Below are 14665 nucleotides of genomic sequence, written 5' to 3' on the forward strand. Positions count from 1 at the left end.
ACGCTTTGTGATTACTCAATCAATAAAACAGTTATAAAGTTTAAGGATATCAACGTGTCAAATGCTTCAAAATTCGGCAAAGTTGCTGTGTTGCTTGGTGGTAAATCTGCTGAGCGTGAGGTTTCTCTAGATAGTGGTACTGCTGTACTTGACGCATTGGTTCGTTCGGGCGTGAATGCTGAAGCTTTTGACCCGCAAGAACGTAGTGTGACCGAATTGGTGGGGTATGATCGTGCGTTTATTGTGTTGCATGGTCGCGGTGGAGAAGATGGTCAAATTCAAGGCGTCTTGGAGTGGTTGAATATTCCATATACGGGAACTGGTGTGCAAGGTTCTGCAATCGGAATGGATAAAGTGAAAACCAAGCAAGTTTGGCAGGGTTCAGACTTACCTACAGCACCTTATCGCATTATTAGCCAAGAGTCAGATTTGGCTGAAGTGGTGGCGAGCTTGGGGCTTCCGTTGATTATTAAGCCAGTACATGAAGGCTCAAGTGTTGGCATGAGTAAGGTTGAAAAAGCAGAAGATTTGGCGGCTGCAATTGCCAAAGCGACGCAACACGATGCTGTGGTGATGGCTGAAAAATGGATTACGGGACGTGAGTTCACCATTTCATTCTTAAACGGTCAACCGTTGCCTGTGATTCGCCTGCAACCGCCTGCGGATGTGGCGTTTTATGACTATGAAGCAAAATATCAACGTAATGATGTGGAATACGGAATTCCGTGCGGTTTAAGCATTGAAGAAGAGCAAAAGTTGCAAGCGCTTTGCCTCCGTGCATTCCAAGCGGTAGGTGCAAGTGGTTGGGGCCGTATTGATGCGATGCAAGATGAGCAAGGCAACTTTTGGCTCCTTGAAGTGAATACTGTACCAGGTATGACCAGTCACTCTTTGGTGCCGAAAGCGGCAAATGCAGTGGGTTACAGCTTCGATGCGCTTTGTGTGCAAATTTTAGAGCAAACACTGACAGGTGCGACTCACTAAATGGCGCAATTACCAGCTTCTATGCGCCGCAAACGCGCAGCGATTACGTCGATACACGATAAACCACCAACGCGTAAGGAAAAGCTTGCGAATTTTGGTGGTTGGGTGATGTTGGTGGTTGCAATAGCGGTCTTGTTGGTTGGTATTTATGGCTTATATCAAGTCATGACAGATGCACGTGTGGCTGAACTCGATGTGGTTGGCGTGCGTTCTGACGCGGAAAAGAGTCAGGTCATGGGGCATGTGTCACCGACCATCACCCATAACTATTTCACCTCAGATTTAGAAGACATTCGCGATCGAACTTTAGAGTTGGCTTGGATTGATCGTGTGGTGGTTTCGCGTGCGTGGCCGAATGCGATTCGCGTTCGTGTCATGCCAAAGCATGCTATTGCACGTTGGGGGACAGGGCGTCTCTTAAGTGATAGTGGTGATGTGTTTAGCGAAGTGACACCGAAAAATAATCAAAATTTACCGTTATTGCATGGCCCAATCAGTCAATCAAAAATGATGATGCGCCGTTATAATGAAATTAATCAGTTATTCCAACCAGTCAACCTGCGTTTAAAAGAATTATATTTAACGGAGCGGATGACTTGGTTTATGCAGTTCGATTCGGGTTTACGTGTTATCGTAGATCAGGATCAAACCATGAGTAAACTGCAACGCTTGAGTTATTTGGCTCAAAGTGATTTGAAGCCAGTTTGGGACAAAGTATCCGCTATTGATTTGCGTTATCGGAATGGCTTAGCCATTCAATGGAAGAATACTGCTGCACCAAAGATAGCAAATGGTCATTTTGTTGTAACGATTGATGACACAAGCATTGCAGGTGGAGTGGCAGCAAAGCCATAATACTTGGCTTTAAAACAGAGGCATAAAGCCATAAATTAAACAAACATGTGATGGTAGTAGTAAATAATGAATGAAGCGGTTCCCTCAGTTGTTGCGATTGACATTGGGACGCACAAAGTTTCAGTTTTGATTGGTAAGGTACATGCGCCAGATAATATCCAAGTGATAGGAATGGCAACTGCTCGTAACCGAGGCATGAATAAAGGAAAAATTGTAAGTCTTGATAAAGTCATTACAGCAATAAAAAATGCCGTGCAAGAAGCAGAAGATATGGCCGAATGCCGTGTCCATTCCGCATGGGTATCTATTCCCAGTGCAGAGTTAAAGAGCTTTTATGCGTCGGGACGAACACCAGTTGAAAATACTGATCATACAATTACAACAAGTGAAGTGGTTCGTGCATTAGAGTTGGCCAAAGCTAGCCACATGACCTCGGATCATTATCTGGTCAGTGCGGTTCCGTTGGGCTTTGAGCTAGATGACTCACCAGAATGGGTACAGAACCCAATACGTATGTCTGCACATAGTATGATTGGTCATTATCAACTGATGATGTTACCAATTAGTACTATGCAAAACCTTGATCGCGCACTTAAAGGTGCCAATATCGGGGTGGAAAAGTTGGTCGTATCTTGTTTGGCAACGGCAGAAGCAAGTCTGCTCAAAGATGAAAAAGAGTATGGCGTCTGTTTAGTGGATATTGGTGCAGGTACCACCAACATTGCGGTGTATTTAGATGGGCGTTTAGCACTGACGCATACTTTACAGCGTGGTGGTGAGCATGTCACCCGAGATATTGCTGCTGTGTTACAAACAACCACTGAAGAAGCGGAACGAATTAAACTACTCTATGGTTGTGTTGATATTAAATCGGTTAAACCAGACCATATGATTCAGATTCAAGGGATTGATGGTCCGCAAACGATTAGCCGTATTGAGTTGACTGAGATTGTGGTTGCACGTTATGAGGAAATCTTAGGTCAAGTACGCCAAGAACTTGAGCGGAATGGTGCAATCCATGGTTTGTATCATGGTGTGGTCCTAACCGGTGATGCCAACCAAATTGAAGGCATGGTGACGTTGGCACGTCGTATGTTGGGCGTATCAGCACATTTGGGTAATCCGCCTGTGCATGTGACAGCAGACGAGCAAAATATTGCAGCATTACGTCGTTCGCAGTATGCCACAGCAGCGGGTTTGTTGATGTTTAGTCAAAGTGAAACACAAGAAACGATTGTTGAGCCTGAAGATACAGAAAAACTATCGCTATTCAAACGCGTTGGGCGTGCTTGGTCTGGACTCAATGACAAGCTGAAATCTGTTTTTTAAGTTGAATTTTTTTGGAATATTGTTAAGAAGTTGTACAACGCATCGCTTAAACTTGACAAGCTATGGCTTGCACAGCATGCTTAAAAGCAATTTTGTTTATTAAGATCAAGGCAGTATACGGGCTTAAGTGACTGCCAATAACGAATTAGGAAATCTATAGGTCATGGCCTCATTTGAATTTTTAGAAGATGATCAAACCGATAGCAACGGTCAAGCCCGTTTTACTGTGTTTGGTGTTGGTGGTGCAGGTGGTAATGCCGTACAACACATGCTTGAGTCAGACATTCAAGGTGTAAAATTTGTATGTGCCAATACGGACAAGCAAGCGCTAGACCGTATGAATGCACAATTCAAAATCCAGTTGGGTGAACAAAGTACTCGTGGCTTAGGTGCTGGTGCCAATCCGAATGTGGGTCAAGCAGCGGCTGAAGAAAGCCGTGACTTGATTCGTCAGCACCTTGAAGGCACTGATATGGTGTTTGTGACTGCGGGTATGGGCGGTGGTACAGGTACAGGTGCAGCACCAGTGGTTGCTGAAATTGCCAAAGAAATGGGTATCTTAACCGTAGGCGTGGTAACGACACCATTTAACTTTGAAGGTAAGCGTCGCCTTCAATCTGCTGAGCAAGGGATTGAAGCATTAGAAGCGCATGTAGATTCTTTAATCATCATTCCAAACCAACGCTTGTTGAAAGTTTTCCGTGACATCTCAATGAAAGATGCCTACAAAAAAGCCGATGATGTTCTTCTTAATGCGGTACGTAGTATCTTTGATTTGGTGGTACGCCCAGGTCATATTAACCTTGACTTCGCTGACTTGAAAACAGCGATGAGCACACGTGGTTATGCCATGATGGGTGCTGGTTTAGGTCGTGGTGAGAACCGCGCACGTCAAGCGGCTGAACAAGCGATCCGTAGCCCATTGCTAGATAATGTGACCATCATGAATGCCAAAGGTATTCTCATCAATGTAACGGGCGGCGATGATGTCACCTTTGGTGAAATCGAAGAAATTACTGATGTTGTGAACCAAATTGTCGATCTAGACGAAGGCCAAGTGTTCTACGGCACTGTATTTGATCCAGATGCGCGTGATGAAATCAGTGTCACTGTGATTGCAACTGGCTTGACTCGAAATTCAGCAGATTCTGCTGAGCCCGTGAAACGTCCAAATGCACATGTGCAAGTAGCACAACATGGGCATACAACGCAAGCGGTAGTTGAAGATGATGATGTACCAGCAATCCAGCGTCAGAACCAAGATGCGGCTGCGACAGCAAATTCTGCATCTGCTGTGAGTGCGGCGCGCCCAACGCCAATGAGTATTCAAGATTATTTGAAAAATCAACAACGTAAGTAGTGCTTGCCCGTGTGGTAATTCCGCATTATTTGAAGAAAAGGTAGTCTCTGACTACCTTTTTGTTTTTTATCAATGGCTAAATATGCTAACGTATAGCGGTTTAGTGGTGAGATGATATGAAACATGTTGAAACAAAGAACTTTACAACGTGTCGTAAAAGCAAGCGGTATTGGTCTGCATAGTGGGCAAAAAGTTTTAATTAACTTTGTGCCACATCATGCGGACGGTGGAATTGTATTTCGTCGTATTGATCTTAACCCACCTGTAGACATTCTTGCCAATGCAATGCTAATTCAAGAAGCATTTATGTGTTCTAACTTGGTTCAAGAGGATACCAAGGTCGGTACCATTGAACATGTCATGAGTGCGATAGCTGGTCTGGGCATTGATAATCTGATTATTGAAGTGTCTGCATCTGAAGTGCCAATTATGGATGGTAGTGCTGGCCCTTTCATTTACTTGCTCATGCAAGGCGGCCTAAAAGAACTAGATGCCCCTAAAAAATTTATAAAAATTCTAAAGCCTGTTGAAGCACTCATTGACGACAAACGCGCCATTTTCAGCCCACATAAAGGGTTTCAACTGAATTTTACTATTGATTTTGATCATCCCGCCTTTAAGAAAGAATATCAGTCAGCCACTATTGATTTTTCAACTGAAACCTTCGTTTATGAAGTCAGTGAAGCCCGTACTTTTGGTTTTATGAAGGATTTGGATTATCTCAAGGCCAATAATTTGGCTTTGGGGGCCAGTTTAGATAATGCAATTGGGGTTGATGAAACAGGCGTAGTGAATGAGGAAGGTTTACGCTTTTCGGATGAATTTGTTCGTCACAAAATATTAGACGCCGTCGGTGATCTTTATCTGCTTGGTCACCAAATTATTGCTAAATTTGATGGATATAAGTCAGGCCATGCTTTGAATAATCAGTTATTACGCAATGTTAAAAGTGACCCAAGTAGCTATGAAATTGTAACATTTGATGACGAAGATCAGTGTCCAATTCCATACGTGAGTGTGACTTAAGTCATTGTCTTTGCTATGTGATGTTATATTGTAACTTTTGATATTGTGATGTATTTCACATTTAAGTAGTTGGGTTTAGACCGTATTCAAAGCTGGGTTACTTTTTTTTGCTTGCCAAACGGCGCATTGCTTGGCTAAGCTTAGGGTCGCTCACAAAGTCAGCAGCACCTCGAATTAGATCTTGAGTTTCGGTGCTGAGCGATCTTGAAATAGATTGTATTTTTGCGGGTGTTTGGGATGGGATTCTCAAACGAACTTGGAGTTTTTGTAAGTCCTTAAACTCGTCAAGTTGCGACAGTTGTGCAATATATTGTTTTTGAAGGTAACCAAGTTGACTAATCATCGCTTGATTTTCGCCGGTAATCGTCAAAATACCATATTGATAACAAACAACCTGCCACTGCTCTGGTTGCGGTAGGATAGGTTGGATCAGTTTAGTGAGTTTCTGCCATGCAGCAACTTGCTTTGAGAGAAACGTTAAGTTTCCTGTTTTTATGTGTTTTCTTGTTTGTTGAAAGAGATTCACTGGTTCGGACATACATATTTCCTTCATGTTGATGTCTTAATCTTATGCGTTCTTTTCAGTAGATATCAAGGACGAGATCACGCAAGAAATGTTTGTAAGAACAGTTTGAAGAGGTTTTTTTATGCATATGCGACGTATTTTGTTGGCTTTTTCTTTTGCGGCATCGGCTGCGTCTGTGGCCTTCGCCGATTTAGTTGAGCTCAATACAAATAACGCATCTTCGGATCGAATTGAGCAACTGACACGCACTTTGTCAGAAGGTGCTTATACTGCAGATGATATTGATCTTCCTGCTGAAACGAAAATGTCAGTGCAACTCCGTGAGAAAACAGTTGAGCTTAACAATGCTTCACTGGCTAAAAAATACGGCTCAGAATCTTCTTCAAAAGGTTTTTCAAACAACCCTCATTCATGGCTAATTGCACATCCATTACCAAGCGCACGGGTCAGTTCAAACTATGGCGGTCGTACGATGAATGGTCGTGCAGAACGTCATTCAGGCCTTGATCTTGCTGCACCAAGTGGTACTCCAATTTACGCAACAGGCCCAGGAATTGTGACCAAGTCAGGTTGGGGTACAGGTTATGGGCAATATGTTGAAATTAACCATGGTAACGGGTATATCACACGTTATGCACATGCTTCACGTTTAATCGCTCGTGTTGGCGACCGTGTAGACGCTGGTGAGCATATTGCCAATGTGGGCTGTACAGGTCGTTGTACTGGCCCACACTTACACTATGAAGTAGTTAAAGATGGTCAACGTAAAAACCCATCGACTTATCTCGCAATGTTGCCTTAATCCGTTTTGAACGATGATCCGAACTTACCGTTGGTCTGATGTTTGAAAAGGAATACAGGTCTGACGTAACCTAAATTAGCATCAAAAAATCGCATTAAATGTATAAAAAACCGCCTAAATTGGCGGTTTTTTGTTAACTTGGGTAACGAATGGTCAATGACTATTTAGCTGCTAAATAGTAGGGGTGGGCCATATTCAGCTGTAGCGATACTCTTATAGGACGAAAGTATGATACATATTAGCTCATAAGATTAGGATATCGAAATAGGTGAATTATGGCGTTTTATGGTGATACTGACGCGCAAGAAACGCAAGAATGGCAAGATGCGTTTGACTCCGTTTTACAACACATGGGGACTGAGCGTGCAGCTTTTCTACTGGAAAAACTGTATCAACAAGCAATCGCTAAACATGTCCCTATTCAGCGTTTAAACACGCCTTATTTAAATACAATTTCAGTGGCTGAAGAACCTGCAATGCCAGGCGATCAAGACATGGAGCGTCGTATCCGTGCGTTGATTCGTTGGAATGCTTTGGCAATGGTACTTCGTGCCAACAAAACGGGTGATGACTTAGGTGGTCACTTGGCCAGCTTTGCATCTTCAGCAACTTTATATGATGTCGGTTTTAACCACTTTTTCCGTGCCAATAATGACAGCTTTGGCGGCGACATGATTTATTATCAAGGTCACTGTGCACCGGGTATTTATGCACGTTCATTCCTTGAAGGTCGTTTAACCGAAGAGCATTTGAATAATTTCCGTCGTGAAGTTGGTGGGATTGGTTTACCTTCGTATCCGCACCCATACCTCATGCCTGATTATTGGCAGTTCCCAACGGTATCTATGGGTCTAGGGCCAATCATGTCGATCTATCAAGCACATATTCAAAAGTACTTGATGAACCGTGGTTTAATTAAAGAAGAAGATCGTAAAGTCTGGGCATATCTAGGCGATGGCGAGATGGATGAGCCTGAAAGTACAGGTGCAATCTCACTGGCTGGTCGTGAAAAGTTAGATAACTTGATCTGGGTGGTGAACTGTAACTTACAACGTCTAGATGGCCCAGTACGTGGTAATGGTAAAATCATTCAAGAACTAGAATCTTTATTCCGTGGTGCGGGCTGGCGTGTCATTAAGGTGGTATGGGGTCGTCATTGGGATCCGTTACTTGCTAAAGACAGCACAGGCGCTTTAAAAGCGGTAATGGAAGAAGCGGTGGATGGTGATTACCAACGCTACCAAGTCAAAGGTGGTGCATACACCCGTGAGAAATTCTTTGGTAAGTATCCTGAAGCAAAAGAATTAATCAAAGACCTGAGTGATGAGGATATTGATAACCTCAACCGTGGTGGTCATGATCCGTACAAGGTATTTGCTGCTTATGCAGAAGCGATGAAAGCCAAAGGTCAGCCAACGGTCATCCTTGCGAAAACGGTGAAAGGTTATGGTTTGTCTGAAGAAATTGAAGCAGTCAATAAAACGCACCAAATCAAAAAGATGCAGATTGACTCTTTGAAATATGTACGTGACCGTTTTAACTTGCCATTTACCAATGAGCAGTTAGAAGAAGTTCCATTCTATCGTCCAAGCGAAAACTCTCCTGAATTGAAATATATGAAGGCACGTCGTGAAGCTTTGGGGGGATATTTACCTGCACGTCGTAAAGAAAGTGAACAGCTCGCGATTCCTGCATTGTCCGTATTTGATGCGGTGTTAAAAGGTTCAGCAGGTAAAGAACAGTCAACCACTATGGTAATGGTGCGCTTGATTTCTTCACTCTTGAAAGAAAAAGCGATTAAAGACCGTGTTGTGCCAATCGTTCCTGATGAAGCGCGTACCTTTGGTTTAGAAGGTATGTTCCGTCAGTTGGGTATTTATGCCGCACACGGCCAAAAATACACACCTGAAGACCAAGAACAATTGATGCATTACCGTGAAGCCAAAGACGGTCACATGTTACAAGAAGGGATCAACGAAGCGGGCGCGATGAGTGCGTGGGCGGCGTTGGCAACCAGTTATTCAACCAATAACTTGCCAATGATTCCAATGTACATGTATTACTCAATGTTTGGTTTCCAACGTATTGGTGACATTGCATGGGCAGCAGGTGATGCACAAGCGCAAGGTTTCTTATTGGGTGCAACCGCGGGCCGTACCACGCTAAACGGTGAAGGTTTACAACACCAAGATGGTCACTCACACATTTTAGCCAACACCATTCCAAACTGTGTGTCGTATGACCCATGTTTCGGTTATGAGTTAGCGGTCATTGTGCATGATGGTTTACAACGTATGTATGTCAACCAAGAGCGTGTGTTCTACTACTTAACGGTCATGAACGAAAACTACGAGCATCCTGAAATGCCAGTAGGCGCTGAGGAAGGCATCAAACGTGGTATGTACTTGTTCCAAGAAGATGAAAAAGCTACGGTTCAGTTGATGGGTTCAGGCGTAATTCTGCGTGAAGTCATCAAGGCTGCGAAAATCTTACGTGATGAATACCAAATTCACTCAAATGTGTGGAGTGTGACCAGCTTCAACGAATTAGCACGTGATGGTATGGCATGTGAAGAATACAACCGCTTACACCCTGTGACTGAAGATGTGAAAGAGTCTTGGGTATCTCAGCAGTTGCGTGGGAAAGAGGGGATTGTAGTTTCTGCAACCGATCATATGCGTGCTTATAGCGAGCAAATCCGTGCGTATTTACCAGATGGTCGTCCATTTGTAGCATTGGGTACAGACGGTTACGGTCGTTCTGATACACGTGCGAACTTACGCAGCTACTTCGGTGTAGATGCGGCGCACATTGTGGTTGCTACCTTGAAGAAATTGGCTGATGAAGGTGAAGTAGATGCACGTTTAGTCAAAGATGCGATTTCTAATTTTGAATTAGATACGGATCGTCCTGTGGCGTGGGCACCGCAAGCAACACCTGAGATTCACGCTGTTGCAGACTACAAAGAGGAGAAATAATCATGCAAATTACGACTCCTGATATTGGTGTAGATAAGGCGACCGTCGCTGAAATCTTAGTGAAAGTCGGCGATCGCATTAGTGTCGATGACAGCATTATTTTACTGGAATCCGACAAAGCCTCTGTTGAAGTGCCGAGCACTTCAGCAGGTGTGGTGAAAAGTATTTTGGTGAACTTAGGTGACTCGGTTGCCGAAGGTGCAGCACTGATTGAGCTAGAAGCCGAGGGACAAACTGAAGCGCCAACGGCACAAGCACAGGCTGAGGTTGTACAAGCTGAAGAAAAGCCTGTCCCTGCTGTTGCTGAAACGGTTGCACCAGCTGCGACTACAGCATCACAAGTGATTGATGTGCAAGTGCCAGACATCGGTGTAGAAAAAGCAACTGTTGGTGAAATTTTGGTGTCGGTTGGCGATGAGATTGCTGTCGATCAAAGCATCCTTGTGGTTGAATCAGACAAAGCCACCGTTGAAGTCCCGAGTACGGTTTCAGGTACAGTGCAATCAATTGGCATTCAAGTGGGTGACAGTGTTAAAGAGGGTGTGGTGATTCTGACTGTAAAAACAGCAGTTTCAATTACACAAGCGACTGCTGAGCCTACGCAAGTTGCAACGCCTCAAACCACTGAAGCTCAGCCTGCTGAAGCGGCACCACAAGTTGCTGCTGCGCCTGTAGGTGCAGTTGAAATTGCAGTGCCTGATTTGGGTGTAGACAAAGCGACTGTTGCTGAAATTTTGGTGTCAGTCGGTGATACGGTTGAAAAAGACCAGAGTATCATCGTGGTTGAGTCAGACAAAGCAACGGTTGAAGTACCAAGTACGACAGCAGGTGTGATTAAAGCGATTCATGTTGTATTGGGTCAAAATGTCTCAGAAGGCGTGGCTTTGGTGACTATTGAAGCTGAGGGGCAAGCCTCTGCACCAGTAGCTCAAGCTGTTGCTCAGACACCAGCGAAACCTACAATTGCTCAAGTTACAACTGCGCCAGTAGAGACGCCTGTTGTACAGACTGCACCACTAGTTCAAGGCGCAGATAAGCTGACCAAAGAGCAAAATGCAGCCAATGCTAAAGTCTATGCGGGTCCTGCGGTACGTAAATTGGCGCGTGAGTTGGGGGTAGTACTGGCAGAAGTCAAAGCCTCTGGTCCACATGCACGTTTAATGAAAGATGACATTTTTGCTTATGTGAAAGGTCGCTTGACAGCACCGCAAACAGCACCTGTTGCGGCGGTTGCTGCCACTGCGGGCTTACCGAAACTGCCGGACTTTAGTGCTTTTGGTGGTGTAGAAGAGAAAGTGCTGACACGTCTGCAACAAGTCTCTATTCCTCAGTTGTCTTTAAACAACTATATTCCACAAGTCACTCAGTTTGATTTGGCGGATATTACTGAGCTTGAAGCTTGGCGTAATGATCTTAAAGGCAACTTTAAGAAAGATGGCATTAGCTTGACCATTATGGCTTTCATTATTAAAGCTGTTGCGCATCTGTTGAAAGAAGAGCGTGATTTTGCAGGTCACTTGGCTGATGATGGCAAATCTGTACTGTTGCGTAATGAAATTCATATGGGCATTGCTGTAGCAACACCAGATGGTTTGACTGTTCCTGTACTGCGTAATCCAGACCAAAAGTCTATCAAAGAAATTGCGGTGGAGCTCGGTGTACTGGGTCAAAAAGCCCGTGATAAGAAGCTTTCGCCGAAAGATCTTCAAGGCGCAAACTTCACCATTTCAAGTCTCGGTGCAATCGGTGGCACAGCATTTACGCCATTAGTGAACTGGCCGCAAGTTGCAATCTTGGGTATTTCACCTGCAACGATGCAACCGGTATGGAATGGGCAAGGTTTTGATCCTAAGCTGATGTTACCATTGTCCTTGTCTTATGATCACCGTGTGATCAATGGGGCAGATGCAGCACGCTTTACCAATAAACTCACCAAGTTACTAAAAGACATCCGTAGCTTGTTGATCTGATATGATTTAAATTTAGAAAACCTCGCCTAGGCGGGGTTTTTATGTTTTGGGATAATAATAAGTGTGATTTTATTGATTCAGGCTTTCTTTTAAAATAATTTTAGACTGATAACGATTCTATTTGAGATGAGGTGCAAGGATGCTGGTGATCTATCGAATTGTATTGCCTATATTATTGATTGTTTTTGTATTAATGGGTTTGTGGGTAAGTTTCTTAGATTTTTCATCAGACTGGGTGATGTATATCGTCATGGGGTTGGAGGTGCTTGCGGCGACTATGGTTTTGGCCATGGAGTATCAAGCCCAAAGTGTTGGTGGTGCAAGTGGCTGGGGTATTTTTGGTTTTTTTTGTTTAAGTGTGAATTTAGCTTTTATATTGGGTATTGCTCGTGTGTTGATGTGGACTTACCAAAAAATTTGGATATAGAGATTCAAAAAGTTCTGATTGTTTGGTAAAATGCTATCACTTCATTGGGGAGTAGCCGCTCTTTACGCAAAGTAAAGGGGTGATGATCAACATAATTGTTCAACAGAACATGGTCATCATAGCAAAGAACCAAAAACGACTTTTCAGTCGTGCTTTTGTTGGCAAGACCTTTGATTTACCACTCTGCATCAATCTATTTGATTTTGGCTAGCAGGAGGGGTAGGTCATCGGTATATTTTGCTAGCCAGAGCATTCAACTATGTATGAATTCCTCATCTCCACTTCAATTGTTGCCCTTGCTGAAATGGGTGATAAGACCCAATTGCTTGCGCTTTTACTTGCAGCGCGTTTCCGTAAACCCATCCCGATCTTAATTGCAATTTTACTTGCGACGACGATCAATCATGGTATCTCTGCGGTGTTGGGCCAATGGATTACGACAGTACTTAGCCCCGAAATTCTATTGTGGATACTTGCACTTGGCTTTATTGGGATGGCGATCTGGATGTTGATCCCCGATGAATTGGGGGACGAAACTGAAAGCATTAATAAATGGCAAAAGTTTGGGGTATTTGGCGCAACCTTTATCTTATTTTTCTTAGCGGAAATTGGCGATAAGACTCAAATTGCGACAGTAGCTTTGGCTGCACGTTTTGACAGTATTTTTTGGGTCATGTTGGGTACGACTTTCGGTATGATGTTGGCCAATGCACCCGCTGTGTTTATTGGCGATAAATTGGCAGATAAATTACCGATTTCGTTGATTCATAAAATTGGTGCAGCGATTTTTTTAGTTGTGGGTATTTCTACACTAGTACAGCATTATTTCTTCTAATTCACTATAAAAATCACCAATCCCGACTTAAAAAATCGGGATTTTTTATTGTTAAATCATCCTCAATTTATTGATATATCAAATGATATTGGTCGCAAATGCATTGTAAGTTTGTGTAAATCCATATATGTTGTAGGCATTAAAAAGTCGTTTAAGAAAAACAGTATTTTGAGGGGATTGGTATGGCATTTGACCGTACAACGTCACAGGTTTTATATGATGATGGCACACATAAATGTATTAGCTTTACCAGCTTGGTCAAAGGTGAAGGCGTTCAGGCGAACCAGTTTTTAATTATTGACCATGAACGTGCTGCAGTGTTAGATCCGGGTGGAGATTTAACCTATGTACCACTCACGATGGAGTTGAATAAATATACTCGTTTGACCAATCTTGATTATGTCATGGCTTCACATCAAGATCCGGACATTATCACCTCAATGCCACGTTGGTTAGTGTATACCGAGGCAAAAGTTGTGGCTTCTAAACTGTGGGCACGTTTTTTACCGCATTTGAACTCTGCATTTATGAGTGAGCGGATGAAAGGCAACTGGTTAGATCGGTTGGTGGAATTGCCTGATCATGGTCAAGTCATCACTTTGGGTCAATCTTCCATTATTGCTGTACCTGCCCATTTTCTACATTCGGTAGGCAATTTTCAGTTTTATGACCCGATTGCCAAGATTTTGTTTTCAGGTGATATGGGGGCATCAATGGTGGATGATGCCTCAAAACCTTTAGAAAACTTTGCTGCGCATATTCCTAAAATGAAAGGGTTTCATCAGCGCTATATGTGTAATAACAAAGTGATCCGTTTATGGGTCAACATGGTCCGCACGATGGATATCGAAATGATCGTGCCACAACATGGGACCCCTTTTATTGGTCAAGAGCAGATCCATCAGTTCTTAGACTGGATTGAAGGTTTGGAATGTGGCACAGATTTGATGGACGAGAGTGTATTTACCTGTCCCACTTAAGTGACAAAATAGTCGTAAATTTTGCTTGTTTGGCGACCACAATTTTTTTAATATTTTCTTCCAAAAAAGTTTTTTGAAAACGAGAATATAAAGGATGTTGTCTCAAGTTCCGACGGAAGATGCCTGTTTAAGCTGTGGGGCATGTTGTGCCTTTTTTAGAGTCTCATTTTATTGGGCCGAAGGTATTCCCATGCCTGAGCACTATGTCGAGCCTGTGACGGCTGTGTACTCATGTATGGTGGGAACGAATCAAGCAAACCCACGTTGTATTGCACTAGATGGAGCTATTGGTGAGCAGGTGAGTTGTGGTATGTATGAACAACGGAGTTCATCATGTAAAGAAGTTCAGATTGCTGACGATCAATGCAACAAAGCACGACGTGCACACAATATGATTCCTTTTGTGCAACTAGACGCAGGCTTATCGGTCAATGATGAAGGGTTTAATCAGGTATGCTAATTGCAAAAAGTGGAGCTAAGGCTCTACTTTTTCATTTTTAAATATGACCTAAATCCTTTGCAAAAGAAGAAATAAAAAAATAAGCGTGAAAATGATAGCTCAAAAACAAAATACGTGTTTTATCATATTCTTT

Annotated in this window: 13 protein-coding genes and 1 riboswitch; of the genes, 12 read left to right on the forward strand and 1 reads right to left on the reverse strand. The window is 43.2% G+C overall.

All coding sequences use genetic code 11. The annotated features are described in order from the left end of the window. Positions 1-54: 54 nt before the first annotated feature. The 5 genes from DPG01_RS07110 (at position 55) to lpxC (ending at position 5554) form a co-directional block, all read left to right on the forward strand. Positions 55-984: a D-alanine--D-alanine ligase gene (locus DPG01_RS07110; protein WP_086210265.1), complete on the forward strand. Its 930-nt coding sequence runs from the start codon at positions 55-57 to the stop codon at positions 982-984. After that, the gene (locus DPG01_RS07115) at positions 985-1839 is read left to right on the forward strand and encodes a cell division protein FtsQ/DivIB (protein WP_086210264.1); all 855 of its coding nucleotides are present in this window, start codon (positions 985-987) and stop codon (positions 1837-1839) included. 66 nt (positions 1840-1905) lie between these two features. Then, a complete protein-coding gene (gene ftsA, locus DPG01_RS07120) occupies positions 1906-3168 on the forward strand; it encodes a cell division protein FtsA (RefSeq protein ID WP_086210263.1) in 1263 nt (420 codons plus the stop codon). A gap of 163 nt (positions 3169-3331) precedes the next feature. Continuing rightward, positions 3332-4528 carry a cell division protein FtsZ gene (ftsZ, locus tag DPG01_RS07125; RefSeq protein WP_086210262.1) on the forward strand — a complete coding sequence of 399 codons (1197 nt, stop codon included), beginning with the start codon at positions 3332-3334 and terminating at the stop codon, positions 4526-4528. A 123-nt stretch (positions 4529-4651) separates the two neighbouring features. Further along, entirely contained in the window at positions 4652-5554 is a 903-nt protein-coding gene (gene lpxC / locus DPG01_RS07130; RefSeq protein WP_086210261.1) for a UDP-3-O-acyl-N-acetylglucosamine deacetylase, read from the forward strand. Positions 5555-5651: 97 nt separating this feature from the next. On the opposite strand, the gene DPG01_RS07135 is transcribed toward lpxC, so the two are convergent. Continuing rightward, positions 5652-6092, reverse strand: a complete 441-nt coding sequence (locus DPG01_RS07135; RefSeq protein ID WP_086210260.1) for a DUF721 domain-containing protein — start codon at positions 6090-6092, stop codon at positions 5652-5654. Between the two features lie 109 nt (positions 6093-6201). Here DPG01_RS07135 and DPG01_RS07140 point away from each other — a divergent pair, with 109 nt between their 5' ends. The 7 genes from DPG01_RS07140 (at position 6202) to DPG01_RS07175 (ending at position 14532) form a co-directional block, all read left to right on the forward strand. After that, on the forward strand, positions 6202-6882 hold the full coding sequence (locus DPG01_RS07140; RefSeq protein ID WP_086210259.1) for a M23 family metallopeptidase: 681 nt from the start codon (positions 6202-6204) through the stop codon (positions 6880-6882). Between the two features lie 275 nt (positions 6883-7157). Further along, entirely contained in the window at positions 7158-9860 is a 2703-nt protein-coding gene (aceE, locus tag DPG01_RS07145) for a pyruvate dehydrogenase (acetyl-transferring), homodimeric type (protein WP_110974621.1), read from the forward strand. Between the two features lie 2 nt (positions 9861-9862). Continuing rightward, the gene (locus tag DPG01_RS07150; RefSeq protein ID WP_110974622.1) at positions 9863-11830 is read left to right on the forward strand and encodes a 2-oxo acid dehydrogenase subunit E2; all 1968 of its coding nucleotides are present in this window, start codon (positions 9863-9865) and stop codon (positions 11828-11830) included. A 139-nt stretch (positions 11831-11969) separates the two neighbouring features. Further along, positions 11970-12257 carry a hypothetical protein gene (locus tag DPG01_RS07155; protein WP_086210256.1) on the forward strand — a complete coding sequence of 96 codons (288 nt, stop codon included), beginning with the start codon at positions 11970-11972 and terminating at the stop codon, positions 12255-12257. 34 nt (positions 12258-12291) lie between these two features. After that, positions 12292-12432: riboswitch (yybP-ykoY riboswitch) on the forward strand. An 84-nt stretch (positions 12433-12516) separates the two neighbouring features. Continuing rightward, positions 12517-13092: a TMEM165/GDT1 family protein gene (locus tag DPG01_RS07165; RefSeq protein ID WP_086210255.1), complete on the forward strand. Its 576-nt coding sequence runs from the start codon at positions 12517-12519 to the stop codon at positions 13090-13092. 182 nt (positions 13093-13274) lie between these two features. Next, positions 13275-14072, forward strand: a complete 798-nt coding sequence (locus DPG01_RS07170) for an MBL fold metallo-hydrolase (RefSeq protein WP_110974623.1) — start codon at positions 13275-13277, stop codon at positions 14070-14072. A 94-nt stretch (positions 14073-14166) separates the two neighbouring features. Further along, positions 14167-14532, forward strand: coding sequence for a YkgJ family cysteine cluster protein (locus DPG01_RS07175; protein WP_110974624.1), 366 nt, complete (start codon positions 14167-14169; stop codon positions 14530-14532). Positions 14533-14665: the final 133 nt, after the last annotated feature.

Source organism: Acinetobacter sp. WCHAc060042 (assembly GCF_003231195.1).
Lineage (GTDB): Bacteria > Pseudomonadota > Gammaproteobacteria > Pseudomonadales > Moraxellaceae > Acinetobacter.

Bases quoted from the DNA above. Each gene is read 5' to 3' on its own strand.
- lpxC (WP_086210261.1), top strand. From the start codon at position 4,652: ATGTTGAAACAAAGAACTTTACAACGTGTCGTAAAAGCAAGCGGTATT.
- DPG01_RS07150 (WP_110974622.1), top strand. From the start codon at position 9,863: ATGCAAATTACGACTCCTGATATTGGTGTAGATAAGGCGACCGTCGCT.
- DPG01_RS07135 (WP_086210260.1), bottom strand. From the start codon at position 6,092: ATGTCCGAACCAGTGAATCTCTTTCAACAAACAAGAAAACACATAAAA.
- DPG01_RS07115 (WP_086210264.1), top strand. From the start codon at position 985: ATGGCGCAATTACCAGCTTCTATGCGCCGCAAACGCGCAGCGATTACG.
- DPG01_RS07175 (WP_110974624.1), top strand. From the start codon at position 14,167: ATGTTGTCTCAAGTTCCGACGGAAGATGCCTGTTTAAGCTGTGGGGCA.
- aceE (WP_110974621.1), top strand. From the start codon at position 7,158: ATGGCGTTTTATGGTGATACTGACGCGCAAGAAACGCAAGAATGGCAA.
- DPG01_RS07140 (WP_086210259.1), top strand. From the start codon at position 6,202: ATGCATATGCGACGTATTTTGTTGGCTTTTTCTTTTGCGGCATCGGCT.
- DPG01_RS07170 (WP_110974623.1), top strand. From the start codon at position 13,275: ATGGCATTTGACCGTACAACGTCACAGGTTTTATATGATGATGGCACA.
- ftsZ (WP_086210262.1), top strand. From the start codon at position 3,332: ATGGCCTCATTTGAATTTTTAGAAGATGATCAAACCGATAGCAACGGT.
- ftsA (WP_086210263.1), top strand. From the start codon at position 1,906: ATGAATGAAGCGGTTCCCTCAGTTGTTGCGATTGACATTGGGACGCAC.
- DPG01_RS07155 (WP_086210256.1), top strand. From the start codon at position 11,970: ATGCTGGTGATCTATCGAATTGTATTGCCTATATTATTGATTGTTTTT.
- DPG01_RS07165 (WP_086210255.1), top strand. From the start codon at position 12,517: ATGTATGAATTCCTCATCTCCACTTCAATTGTTGCCCTTGCTGAAATG.